Annotated in this window: 10 protein-coding genes; 2 read left to right on the top strand and 8 right to left on the bottom strand. The window is 45.7% G+C overall.

The genetic code is table 11. The features are described from left to right. Window positions 1-23: 23 nt before the first annotated feature. On the bottom strand, window positions 24-1,148 hold the full coding sequence (locus CUR83_RS10475) for an META domain-containing protein (RefSeq protein ID WP_284719607.1): 1,125 nt from the start codon (window positions 1,146-1,148) through the stop codon (window positions 24-26). 143 nt (window positions 1,149-1,291) lie between these two features. Continuing rightward, window positions 1,292-3,697 (bottom strand): endopeptidase La, encoded by a 2,406-nt coding sequence (gene lon, locus CUR83_RS10470; protein WP_397467071.1) that lies wholly within the window; start codon window positions 3,695-3,697, stop codon window positions 1,292-1,294. A gap of 608 nt (window positions 3,698-4,305) precedes the next feature. Here lon and CUR83_RS10465 point away from each other — a divergent pair. After that, window positions 4,306-5,667, top strand: coding sequence for a Na+/H+ antiporter family protein (locus CUR83_RS10465; protein WP_284719606.1), 1,362 nt, complete (start codon window positions 4,306-4,308; stop codon window positions 5,665-5,667). 101 nt (window positions 5,668-5,768) lie between these two features. Here CUR83_RS10465 and CUR83_RS10460 read toward each other — a convergent pair whose 3' ends face one another. After that, entirely contained in the window at window positions 5,769-6,023 is a 255-nt protein-coding gene (locus tag CUR83_RS10460) for a hypothetical protein (RefSeq protein ID WP_071002147.1), read from the bottom strand. Then, window positions 6,023-6,739, bottom strand: coding sequence for a 5-formyltetrahydrofolate cyclo-ligase (locus CUR83_RS10455; protein WP_071002146.1), 717 nt, complete (start codon window positions 6,737-6,739; stop codon window positions 6,023-6,025). Before CUR83_RS10455 ends, CUR83_RS10460 begins: the two co-directional genes overlap by 1 nt. Before the next feature lie 156 nt (window positions 6,740-6,895). On the opposite strand from CUR83_RS10455, the gene fumC reads away from it, so the two are divergent. Beyond that, window positions 6,896-8,299 carry a class II fumarate hydratase gene (fumC, locus tag CUR83_RS10450; RefSeq protein ID WP_284719605.1) on the top strand — a complete coding sequence of 468 codons (1,404 nt, stop codon included), beginning with the start codon at window positions 6,896-6,898 and terminating at the stop codon, window positions 8,297-8,299. A gap of 93 nt (window positions 8,300-8,392) precedes the next feature. Here the strand turns inward: fumC and CUR83_RS10445 are convergent, their stop codons facing one another. The 4 genes from CUR83_RS10445 to CUR83_RS10430 form a co-directional block, all read right to left on the bottom strand. Next, window positions 8,393-9,178 (bottom strand): hypothetical protein, encoded by a 786-nt coding sequence (locus tag CUR83_RS10445; RefSeq protein ID WP_284719604.1) that lies wholly within the window; start codon window positions 9,176-9,178, stop codon window positions 8,393-8,395. A 91-nt stretch (window positions 9,179-9,269) separates the two neighbouring features. Next, complete coding sequence (locus tag CUR83_RS10440; RefSeq protein ID WP_284719603.1) at window positions 9,270-10,085, bottom strand: MipA/OmpV family protein; 816 nt, start codon at window positions 10,083-10,085, stop codon at window positions 9,270-9,272. A 140-nt stretch (window positions 10,086-10,225) separates the two neighbouring features. Then, window positions 10,226-11,248, bottom strand: coding sequence for a rhomboid family intramembrane serine protease (locus tag CUR83_RS10435; RefSeq protein WP_071002142.1), 1,023 nt, complete (start codon window positions 11,246-11,248; stop codon window positions 10,226-10,228). Window positions 11,249-11,354: 106 nt separating this feature from the next. Further along, the gene (locus tag CUR83_RS10430) at window positions 11,355-12,542 is read right to left on the bottom strand and encodes an alpha-hydroxy acid oxidase (protein ID WP_071002141.1); all 1,188 of its coding nucleotides are present in this window, start codon (window positions 12,540-12,542) and stop codon (window positions 11,355-11,357) included. Window positions 12,543-12,554 lie beyond the last annotated feature (12 nt).

Below are 12,554 nucleotides of genomic sequence, written 5' to 3'. Positions count from 1 at the left end.
TCCTTTTTTCAGTGTTGAATGGCTTATTTATTTTTTTTGATATTTTTCCAAACCAACATCTCGCCAGAATCTAGCGTTTGGGTGAGTAAGTAGTTTTGCTCTGACTGCTCTATAGTTGCCTTTGCCTTATTATCCGCGTGCGTTAAGATCAGTCGACTCGTGCTATAGGCCATCATACGTCGAAGCCGTGACTCAATGTCATCAATAGCGTCACCGCAGCTCATCATTGTGGAAGGAAAACCGCCAGTGAGTAAATTCTGATTGACAGAAAGGGCATAAGGCCCACTAACGCCGTTGCAGCCAACAGAGATACCAAAGCTTTGACCATATATACCTGACTCAAAACCATTTTTTTCGTCACTTTCATCGCCACCATAGTTATCCAAACCGTAGGAAAGGGTGATGGGCTTTTCTGTCTGCGTAAATTCGCTCATGACGGAGCCTGTTTGGTCCGTCACTTGTAACAGTTGCCAACGATAGCCCTCTAATAATTCATTGGTGAGTAGTATGCCAGCTACGGAGCGTTCAGGTTTAGGCGTGCCCGTAAAGATTAGGGTTTTGCCCTTATCCGTTCTTAAAGCCAGCTGTTTTTCTAAGGTTTTGGTAGCACGTACTGACTGAGGCAGCGCGGGAACAAATGTAAAATTCGTTCCTGCATAAGGCTTAAAAGTTGCGTTTAATAGATGTGCTGTATCGCTAGGGATGATTGTATTACCGCGCCAATCTTGGGTAGTTGCTTGATATATCGCAGTGCAATCAGCAGCCGTGACTGGTGATTTAGTTGTATCTTGTATTGATGCTTGTGTATAAGGATAAGGTAGAGGCAGCCACATATCAAAGGACACGATGTATCGGTAACAGCCGTCATCAAAAGTTAACAGGTCTGGGCGAACGTCCATCATTAGCGGCGGCTGAAGGTTGAGGCGTGTGAGTTTGCCTTTATCATCACTAATCTGTGTTAATTGCCAGTTATAGCCTGTAATGGTTTGAAACAGTCTGGGTTTGAGGGTAGCCGCTGACCAGTTTTTATCGTCAATGACGGTACTGGTTTGCGCTGAATGATTGAGGTTGTTTGTTTGGCAACCTAGTAGGGCGAGAGGTAATAAGGCGCTTATTATCGCTAAAGGCATCCGTAAATTATTTGACATTATAACTTTCCAACAAATAAACATTTGTCTAAAATATATCACAAGGCTCTAGAGAGATTGTTGTTTATTATTGCCAAAAAAAAGCCGCCCATCATAGTGATGAGCGGCTTTTATGTTTTAAGCATTGACTAACGAATACTCAATTAGTTGTGTAGCGCTTTGCCTGCCGTTTTATCAACCGTTACTTTTGCAGGCTTGAGCGGTTTTGGCATATCTACCAAAGCAACCTTTAAAATCTCTTCAATCGTCGCAACTGGCTGAATGGTCAAGCCTTCTTTGACATTATCAGGGATATCAGCCAAATCACGCTCATTACTTTCTGGAATCAAGACATGCTTGATGCCGCCGCGATGCGCTGCCAGTAGCTTCTCTTTGAGACCACCGATACGTAGGATTTTGCCGCGCAAGGTGATCTCACCTGTCATGGCGATATCTGGACGAATGGCAATACCTGTCAAGGCAGAGACCAGTGCAGTCGTCAATGCACCACCAGCAGAAGGACCGTCTTTTGGCGTGGCGCCTTCTGGCATATGGACGTGGACGTCAGTAGTCTTAAAGGTCTCATAATCAATCCCTAAGCTGTCACCGCGAGCACGTACTACGCTCATTGCCGCGCGAATCGACTCTTTCATCACATCGCCGAGTGAGCCTGTAAAGCTCAGCTCACCTTTGCCTTTCATCGCCACCGCTTCGATAGTAAGTAGCTCACCGCCCACTTGTGTCCAAGCAAGACCAGTCACGCGGCCGATCTCAGGCTCTTCTTCTGCCAGACCGTAGTCGTACTGATGGACGCCTAGATAATCATCGATGTTTTTGTCATCGACCACCACCAGCTGACGCTCTGCTTTTTTCGGTGCGCGCGCGCCATGAGTCTCAACCGAACCGCGAACGACTTTGCGGCAGATTTTATTGACTTCACGCTCAAGGTTACGCACACCCGCTTCACGGGTATAGCTACGCACGATACTGTGTAGGGCCGCTTCAACGATTTCAATTTCACCTTCTTTAAGGCCATTATTCTTGATCGCTTTTGGCACGAGGTATTTCTGCGCGATATTGACCTTTTCTTCTTCGGTATAACCTGGCAGACGAATGACTTCCATACGGTCAAGTAGCGCAGGTGGAATATCCATGCTGTTAGCCGTACAGATAAACATCACTTGCGACAAGTCTAAGTCCATATCTAAATAATGGTCGTTAAAGGTATCGTTCTGTGAAGGGTCCAATACTTCGAGCAATGCTGATGCTGGATCACCGCGAAAGTCTTGCGCCATCTTATCGATTTCATCCAATAAGAATAGTGGGTTTTTGACTTCTACTTTGGCCAGTGACTGCACGATTTTACCTGGCATCGCACCGATATAGGTACGGCGATGACCGCGGATTTCCGCTTCATCACGGACGCCGCCAAGCGCCATACGGACAAACTTACGACCCGTTGCGCGCGCAATCGATTCACCCAGTGAAGTTTTACCCACACCTGGAGGACCGACGAGACAAAGAATTGGGCCACGCAGTTTTTTCACGCGAGATTGTACGGCGAGATATTCTAAGATGCGGTCTTTGACATCTTGTAAGCCATAGTGATCTTCGTCTAAGACCGTTTTTGCCTTGTCTAGATTGATTGAGACTTTGGTCGTCGCATTCCACGGCGTATCCAAAATCCACTCAATGTAGTTGCGTACCACTGACGATTCGCTTGATGCAGGTGGCATCATTTTGAGCTTTTTAAACTCTTGCTCCGCTTTTTTGCGCACATCGTCTGGCAAGTCAGCATCTTCTAGACGCTGCTCTAGCTCAGCGACATCATCTTCGCCATCAAACGCGCCATCATTGAGATCTGATAGCTCGTTTTTGATCGCTTTCATCTTCTCATTTAAGAAGTACTCGCGCTGATTGTCTTCCATCTGCTGACGGACCGCATCTTGAATATCTTGCTCGATATTTTGCTCAGCACTTTGCTTGACCAGATATTCCGTCAAGGTGTTGATATGCGTTTTGATATCATTTTCTTCTAAGAACGACTGTTTAACATCCAAATCCATTGACACGCGGGTTGAGATGAAATAAACCAGTTCAAGCAAATCATCGATGCGTTTGGCCACGCGAGTTAGCTCACGGGCATTACGCAGACGCGCATCCGCATAGCCTTCAAACAGGGTGGTCAACGCCTGAATAGTGTTTTTCTTCTGGCTCTCATCCATGCTGACATCGAGATCAGCACGCTCAAATCTCGCCATCAATAAGTCGTCATGACTTTCGATATTGTCGACACGGGCGCGATATTGACCTTCGATGAGTACTTTGATGCAGTTCTCATCGCTATCGTGCGGCATGGTGCTGACGATGCGGCACACGGTACCGTATTGATACAAGTTGTCTTGATCAATGTCTTCGGTCAATGAGTCTTTTTGGGCGACGACCAGTACTTTGTTGCCATACTCAGCCTGCGCCAGCTCAACGGCTTTCACCGATGGCGCACGTCCCACAAATAAGGCAATCTGCATGTGCGGATAGACGACGACATCTCGCAATGCCAAGAGTGGCAAGTAGTTTTCAGGTTGGTTGTCGTTTACATCTTTATTATTAGAGTCAGTGTTATCAAGACCAGTGTCTGTCTCATTGGTTGACGCCGCTTTTTGTGCTGCATTCGATAAGGTCTCTGCCTCATTGTTGTCTGTAGCAGTAGATGAAACGTCGACATCAATGTCGATATTGTCTTGGGTTATTTTATGTTCACTCATATATTTTTCCTCTTTCCCCGGACTTGTAAAGTCAAGTTCGTGGTTCATGTCTAGATAAATGGTGTCCGCATATAAAATTGCAAGTCTCATTGGCAAAGATGCACAGTTATCTTTGTTAAATAGTGCGACAAACGCCGACGTTTCAATGCGGTTATTGGATTAAAAAGTTGGATTAAAAATGCTGTGTCTGGATTAAATAAGTAAAATCTCACCATTAGATAGCGAGAGCGTGTGTGAGATGCGGGTGTCTAATCGGTTCTATGCATGGGCTTTATATCCAAAATAAGGTAAACTGGCGCCCGTCTAAAAACAGGGGTTGTTAGGGTAGTATTTTAGACATCATAGCGCTAGTCATCAGTGTTACTATTCATCAGTCTCAATGAGACCAAGTTATAAAGAGCAAGGGGCAATACATGGCCATCAATGCGGTACTGCTGGCAGTTATTATTATGCTAGGACTGTCACTTTCGCGCGTGCACGTGGTGCTTAGTTTATTAATCGGGGCGCTGGCAGGTGGATTGCTGGCAGGGCTTGGTATTACCGATACGTTAAATGCCTTCCAAGAAGGTATCCGTAATGGCGCACAGATTGCGCTATCTTATGCCTTGCTAGGGGCGTTTGCCGTGGCGATCGCGCACTCGGGATTGCCGCAGTCATTGGCAGGGGCGGTGATTAGACGCATTGATGCCGCGGGCACGAGTGGGATGATTAAGTACATGCTGTTTGCAGGTCTTATTACCATGAGCTGTTTTAGCCAAAACCTAATCCCCATTCATATTGCCTTTATTCCACTGCTGGTACCGCCACTGCTTTTGGCGTTCAACCGTATGCAGATAGATCGCCGCCTGATTGCCTGTCTGATTACCTTTGGACTGGTCACCACCTATATGTTTATACCGTATGGGTTTGGTGATATTTACCTCAATCAAATTATGCTAAAAAACGTCGGTGAAGCGGGCATTGATGTTGCCAATATTTCTGTGGTGAAGGCCATGGCAATTCCTGCGCTTGGCATGCTCATTGGTCTGCTGGTCGCGGTATTTATCAGTTACCGTAAGCCGCGCGAATATCAGCAAATAGCGATAGATCAGCAAGCGCATGATGCCGTCTTAGAAGGCGATGCATTAAGTAAAACAGCCGCTGGCGCTCAGTCGCAAAGCAAGCTAAAGACGCTGGTTGCATTGGCTGCTATCGTGACGGCTTTCGTCGTGCAGCTATACACTGATTCGCTACTACTTGGCTCGATGTTTGGCTTTGGCGTGTTTATGGCGACAGGCGTGGTGAAATGGCGTGATGCTGATGGTGTCTTTAATGATGGTATCAAATTGATGGCGATGATTGGCTTTATTATGATTACCGCGCAAGGTTTTGCTGAAGTCATGAAAGCGACAGAGCAGATTCAGCCACTCGTTGATGGGGCGGCGTCACTGTTCGGTGGTAATAAAGCGATGGCAGCCTTTATCATGCTCTTGATTGGTTTGATTGTGACCATGGGTATCGGCTCGTCCTTCTCGACCATTCCTATTTTGGCCGCGATCTATGTGCCGCTATGTATCTCTTTAGGGTTTTCGCCATTAGCAACCGTTGCAATTATCGGTACAGCTGGCGCGCTGGGTGATGCCGGTTCTCCTGCGTCAGATTCGACATTGGGTCCCACATCGGGTCTTAATATTGATGGACAGCATGACCATATCAAGGACAGTGTGATACCGACTTTCTTACATTACAACATTCCGCTGCTGGCCTTTGGTTGGATAGCCGCGATGGTGCTTTAGTAAATGATTTGAATGATTGGGTTTGATAGGAGAGGCGAGTATAAACAATCACTATACTCGCCTTTTTTCGTTTCTATTAATTGCTCAAACTGCCTATATTTTTAACAATCTTCATCAAAATCCTCAATCTCACCATTCAAACTGCTCAAAAACGCATCACTTTGCGCGAGCAGCTCATTTAAGCGTTCTTCATTGACTAATCGTGTCATCTCATCAGTGCTAAACGGCTGCTCTTGACTGTAATAACGTTGCTCTCTAGCGTCCTCATTGCCTAATGTTTGCAAATATTCATCCACACTGTCTGCACTGGAAACAGCAGCGCTAGAGTCTTTTTCAAATTGTTCATCGTCTTTCATTAAAACCACCTTAAGCCACTTGGCGTAATTAAGCCATCTAATGGCACATCCCACGGCTGACGCGCTAATTGTTCAACCACTTGAAAGTCATAACACCAGCCAATTTTTAATGGTTTCTTGGCCCCTGAGCGATAGCTTTTGCCAAGCGTCGTATCATAAAAACCGCCACCCATGCCCATACGATTGCCGTGTTTATCTACCGCGACTAACGGACAGATGATCATATCTAATTCTGACGCCCAGAGCAGAGCGCGGCTATGATTTTGTTTCATGCCGAGCTGATGAATGCGAGTGGGGAGGTTGATTAGTTTTGAGTGGTAAACAGGTACAAAACGCAACCGTTTATCATCACTGCCATTACTAGTACGACCGAGAGAACCAACGACAGGTAAATAAGGAGAATAGCCTAAGCATATGCACCAATCCAGCAGTGGCTGAGTGGGTAGCTCGCCAAATCCATCATAATATAGCCCAATACGTGCATTTTTTGATAGCCGCTGCTGTAATTTGCTCAAATGCAAGCTCGCTGCTTGCGCCATATTCCTACGCGCGCCATCACTTAATTGACGACGCTGGCGAGTGAAGTGCCGTCTGGGTGGATTACTTAGCGTAGGTTCTTGTGAGTTAAGCATTTTTGACTCAGTGGGCATGGTTTCAGAGTGCATAGGTATCTTATCCAATGACATATCAGATTGATGAGGGGCGCTTTTAGACATTCGTTTTTAGGCATTGACCAAAGCGATTTGTGAATATTCAACACGTCCTAGTCATGCTATCATAATGCCACTTTATATCGTATTCTCCTTTATGTGCAGCGGATGTTGCATTTTTTAGAGCAGTCATAAAACAACAAACCATCAAAGAGGGTAGTTATGTCGACACAGAATCAGGCAACACGACTTGAGAAAGACACCATGGGTAACGTAGAAGTCCCAGCTGATGCCTATTGGGGCGCGCAAACACAGCGTAGCCGCGAAAACTTCAAAATCGGTGGCGAGACTTTGCCGCGTCCAATGATTGAAGCGATGGCACTGGTCAAAAAAGCCGCTGCGATTACCAATGCAAGCCTAGAGCGTATCGAAGGCGACAAGCGCGACCTTATCGTACAAGCGGCAGATGAAATCATCAATGGTGGTCTTACCGATCAGTTCCCGCTCGTGGTATGGCAGACCGGTTCTGGTACGCAGTCAAACATGAACATGAACGAAGTGCTGGCCAACCGTGCTAACGAAATCGCGGGTTCTGAGCGTGGCAGCTACACGCCAATTCACCCAAATGACCATGTGAACCATGCACAGTCTACCAACGACAGCTTCCCAACGGCGATTCGTGTGGCGGCTGCGCGTCAAATCAACAGCTTATTGATTCCAGCGGTAAAAGCACTACGCGATACCTTAGATAAAAAGTCCAAAGAATTCGATAGCATTGTTAAAATTGGTCGTACACATTTGCAGGACGCTACACCTTTGACCTTAGGTCAAGAGTTCAGCGGTTATGTCAGCCAACTTGACCATGCATTGACTCGCATCGACAATGCGCTACAAGGTCTATATGAATTGCCACTAGGCGGTACTGCGGTTGGTACTGGTCTAAACGCCCATCCTGACTATGCAGTAAAAGCAGCTGAGCAACTAGCGACTTTGACGGGCTTGCCATTTGTCACATCCCCAAATAAATTTGAAGCACTAGCCGCTCGTGATGCAGAAGTATTTGCATCAGGCGCACTCAAAACACTAGCCGCTAGCTTAAACAAAATCGCTAACGACGTACGTTGGTTGGCATCAGGTCCTCGTTGTGGTTTGGGTGAGTTGACGATTCCTGAAAATGAGCCAGGCTCTTCTATCATGCCAGGCAAAGTAAACCCAACGCAGTCAGAAGCAATGACTATGGTTGTCGCTCAGGTCATGGGTAACGATACGACTATCAGCATGGCGGGCGCGTCAGGTAACTTTGAGCTAAACGTGTATAAGCCAGTGATCGCCTTTAACCTATTACAGTCTATCAAGCTACTGGGCGATGCGTGCAACAGTTTCAACGAAAACTGTGCGGTTGGTATCGAGCCAGTCAAAGAAAAAATCGATGACTTCTTGCATAACTCATTGATGCTAGTGACGTCATTGAACCGTCATGTTGGTTATGAAAACGCGGCAAAAATCGCTAAGACGGCTTATAAAGAAAACAAAACGTTGAAGCAGGTGGCGGTTGAGCTGGAGCTATTAACTGAAGCGCAGTTTGATGAGTGGGTCATTCCTGCTGATATGGTACATCCGTCTTAATCTGATACTTAGTCCTATATAAATTAAAAGACCTTGTCGCATCCTTAAATGAGGGGCGGCAAGGTCTTTTTTTAACAGTATTATTTATATGGACTATTGATCATAACGTTCACAACATTTTTTACCGTAATCTTCCATGACAGCGCCTGTTAATCCTTGCTGTGCAAAAGAATGAGCAATGCCTGCCTTAAACTCTTGACCTTTATAACGTAAAATCAAACGTGAGAATTTTGCATTGTTTTTTGATAATGAGCCATCAGTTTTTATCAGTTTAAAAGAATAGTCTTCTTTTTTTACTATATGAGCTCTTAATAAGCTTTCAAATATTTTACCGCAAAAAATGACATAGTCTCTATCTGTTTTAATAATAGTATCTAATAAGAGTTCTATGTAAGTTTGCAACGCTTCGTGAGTCATCAAATCAGTTTTAAATGAGCTTGAACCAAACGGAACCAGCTCGAGCTGTAGTTTGTCATCTATGACGCACTGTAAGTTAACGAACTCATCATCAGCGCTTAAATTCAAGGCATTAAAGGGGCGAATAAAGTGAACTTGTTTGGTATCAAATATTGATTTACGTCTGTTCTTCAGAGATTTACCGTAGTGATTTTCACCAAAGTGCTGATAATACATAACGTAGTCTGTAAAATCTTGAAATTTTAACTCACCTTGATATGTTGCATCTAAGTTATCGTTTTGTTTAGGCATAAGGTGCACTAAAACGAACTTGGCATTGAGATCACCAAAAAAATATTCGGGATATTCGTTATGGTTCATGTGCATGCCTGTTATTCGTGTTAACGCTTTAGCCCGCTCAATTTTTCCGCTACTGTGAAATTCATCAAAATCGCGTTTTATTACACTTAATAAGTCAGCCATCTTCTCTCCTTTTATCATGTCACTTAACAAAAAGCTGGGCTAAAAGCCCAGCCTACGTCAAATATCGTAACTTAAGTTTTAACATCAATCCCTAAAACTTATAAAGCAAACCAAGCGTGGTCGACGCTTCAGTACGTGAGTCGACCATTGGGCTATCATATTGCTCATTGGGTACATAGCTCACGCTTTGATTGGCAAACCCTGCCCATTTATCGTTAAAGTCGTAGTTGGCACTAACGCTGACATACGGATTCAAGCTCGAGTTAGATTTATAAGCGGCAACGCCTGTTTCTGCTGACTCTTCTTCACTGACGCCATAGTAGTATTCATTGTAGGCCGCATCATGGTACTCAAAGCCGATGCTTGGATAGACCGTCAGCTTGTTTCTAGTAATTTTGGCAAGGTAGGTTAAACGACCCGTATTGCCGCCACTTTCGTCCAACACATCGGTCGCAAACTGACCACGAAACGCACCGATAGGCGTGCGACGCTGGTAGCTAATACCTGCTTCTGCGGATAGTTTGCGCTCATCGAGACCTTGCAGGGCACCATTAGCATCATCAGGATCAAACGAATTCCCTGCGAGCTGCGCGTAAGCAGAGAGCTGATTGACACCATCATTGATCAAATACGCACCCGCTTGAGCACCGCGCGCATAGATCCTATTATTGTCATAAAACACGCCCGGTAACACACGCATTTCAGTGCTGTCTTCGAGATCATAGGCGGATTTTACCGCCATGGCATTGACCCCAACGCTCAATTCGGCGTCTTTGTCAGTCGGTAGGTTTTTATTAAGAAAAGGGATGGCACTAGACATGCTAGACACACTGAGTAATGCCGTAGCGGTTAATGTGCTCAGCATGGCTCGCGTAGAGAAGTGAGGTTGCGCTGCAAGTTTTGACATAATTGGGTCTCGTAAGTGAGTATAAATAACGGGGTAGTAAGGTCAGGTAAAAAACGAGCAAAAAGCGAATAAGAATAAATGGTCTAAATAATTCGGCTGTTATTGGTAGTTATTTAGCAATGATAGATAAGTATGAGCATTTACTCAATGGCTTTTAGCACTTGTAGGATTTGCTGATGAATATCTTGCCACCACCAGACAAAGCCAATACTAATAATCAGCATCGCAAGCCATGGCAATAGTTGCCAGATTATGCTCACGTTAACAGGCTCTGGTGCAAATTTCTTGGGATCAATATAAGTGGGGTAGTTATTTATATAGCCACCACTTTGGTCGAAATCGGCAGTATCTGCGGTGTTGTTTAAGTCTACAGGGGTTTGGATATTATTATCAGCAAATATATTGGTAAGCGGCGGATTACCGCGCTGATTATCGTGTAAGCTCGTTTGATAGCTTGGCTGATGATTGCTTGCATAGTTCGCTTGGACCGCGTTTTGATAAGCTTGCTGAGCTTGCGCCATAGCTGCTTGCTGTGCCAGCTCTCGCTTACGATAAACGAGAGCAATAGGCAAGGCGATAAGCAAGCCAGTAATCGCGCCGCCGATGTGACCGGCATTATCGATACCCGGTACGGCAAAGCCATAAACCAAATTAATCGCCATGATGATGATCAAGCTCTTGAGATTGAGTACCATGCCATTGACCGATATTTTAAACAGGGCAGCGATCAGTAACGCCGCACCGATACCCATGATACCACCAGAAGCTCCCGCTGATAGGCCGGGCTGTCCTGTTCCTTCTATGATACTTTGCCATGTGACATAGTTATTGAGCAAGTTACCACCGATGGCTGCTAGTAAAAACAATGCCAAAAACTTGGCTGAGCCAAATATCGGCTCGGCAATCTGCCCAAAAAAATACATGGCAAAGCCGTTAAATAGGAGATGCATGAGACCAATGTGCAAAAACGCACTACTCACCAAGCGCCATGGATCATCCATCATCGTTAAGGGTAAGGCGTTGGCACCCCATTTAACTAACGCTTCAGTTGACGGGTTATTGGCATCGACGCCCGTGACTAGCTGCATGACAAATAGCCCGATAAAGCTGGCTAATAGCAGGGTAGTGACGGGCGCTGTTTTTAATAATTGTTGAATGGTCATAAAGGCTAACTGTCATCAAAAAGTTATAGAGACAGTATAAAGGGTATGAGCAAATTATGTTATGTATAGCCAGTTTTAAACGTCGATCGCTAGACATTAAGCCGCTCTAAAAACGACCCACTTTGAGGTTTTCATACGTGCCTTTTACCAAGATATTATCCGTGACAGTATTGATATCGGTATGACCACAGAATGCCATAGATATATCACACTCTTTATAGATAATCTCAAGCGCGCGGCGCACCCCGTCTTCACCATACGCTCCCAATCCGTAGAGAAAAGCGCGACCGATCATCGTGCCTTTTGCGCCCAATGCGATAGCCTTTAGTACATCTTGACCTGAGCGAATCCCGCTATCGAGCCACACCTCGATGTCGCTGTTTTCGGCATGGACTGCCTGTACGATGTCTGCGAGGGCAGAGATAGAAGATAACGCGCCATCCAACTGACGACCGCCATGGTTTGAGACGACTAGGGCATCCGCGCCACTGCGAGCCGCCATAATAGCATCTTCAGGCTCCATGATACCTTTTATGATAAGTTTACCGCCCCACATGTCTTTGATACGCGCTACATCGTCCCAGCTCAGACGTGGATCGAATTGCTCTGCCGTCCAAGCAGAGAGTGATGACAGATCCTCAACATTTTGTGCATGACCGACGATATTACCAAACGTGCGACGTTTGGTGCCCAGCATATTCATACACCATTGCGGCTTGGTCATGAGGTTGATGATATTGGTTAATGTGGGTTTGGGCGGTGCGGATAGACCATTTTTGATGTCTTTGTGACGTTGTCCAAGCACTTGTAAGTCGGCGGTCAAGATAAGTGCTGAGCAATTGGCATCTCTGGCACGGCGAATCAGATTGGCCATAAAGTCTTGATCGCGCATGACATAGAGCTGAAACCAAAACGGCTTACTAGTATGAGTGGCGACATCTTCGATAGAGCAAATGCTCATGGTTGAGAGTGAAAAGGGCACGCCGAATTTTTCAGCGGCGCGTGCGGCATGTATCTCACCATCTGCCCACATCATGCCGGTAAATCCCGTTGGGGCGATGGCTACAGGCATCTTGACTGGCTCACCGATCATACTCGTTGCCAGACTGCGGTTATCCATATCGACCAATACGCGCTGGCGCAGCTTGATACGGTCAAAGTCAGTCTCGTTATTACGATAGGTGGTCTCAGTCCACGAGCCTGAATCGACATAGTCATAGAACATACGCGGCACTTTACGCTCAGCGACACGGCGCAGATCTTCAATATCGGTCATTTTTTCTAGATTTATCATAGGATCCTCACT

It is taken from the genome of Psychrobacter pocilloporae (assembly GCF_029872915.1).
Taxonomy (GTDB): Bacteria; Pseudomonadota; Gammaproteobacteria; order Pseudomonadales; family Moraxellaceae; genus Psychrobacter; species Psychrobacter pacificensis.
This window is presented reverse-complemented; position numbering and strand designations above follow the sequence as displayed.

Coding starts and splice junctions, on each gene's coding strand:
- CUR83_RS10475 (WP_284719607.1), bottom strand. CDS start 1,148: ATGTCAAATAATTTACGGATGCCTTTAGCGATAATAAGCGCCTTATTA.
- CUR83_RS10465 (WP_284719606.1), top strand. CDS start 4,306: ATGGCCATCAATGCGGTACTGCTGGCAGTTATTATTATGCTAGGACTG.
- CUR83_RS10460 (WP_071002147.1), bottom strand. CDS start 6,023: ATGAAAGACGATGAACAATTTGAAAAAGACTCTAGCGCTGCTGTTTCC.
- CUR83_RS10455 (WP_071002146.1), bottom strand. CDS start 6,739: ATGTCTAAAAGCGCCCCTCATCAATCTGATATGTCATTGGATAAGATA.
- fumC (WP_284719605.1), top strand. CDS start 6,896: ATGTCGACACAGAATCAGGCAACACGACTTGAGAAAGACACCATGGGT.
- CUR83_RS10445 (WP_284719604.1), bottom strand. CDS start 9,178: ATGGCTGACTTATTAAGTGTAATAAAACGCGATTTTGATGAATTTCAC.
- CUR83_RS10440 (WP_284719603.1), bottom strand. CDS start 10,085: ATGTCAAAACTTGCAGCGCAACCTCACTTCTCTACGCGAGCCATGCTG.
- CUR83_RS10435 (WP_071002142.1), bottom strand. CDS start 11,248: ATGACCATTCAACAATTATTAAAAACAGCGCCCGTCACTACCCTGCTA.
- CUR83_RS10430 (WP_071002141.1), bottom strand. CDS start 12,542: ATGATAAATCTAGAAAAAATGACCGATATTGAAGATCTGCGCCGTGTC.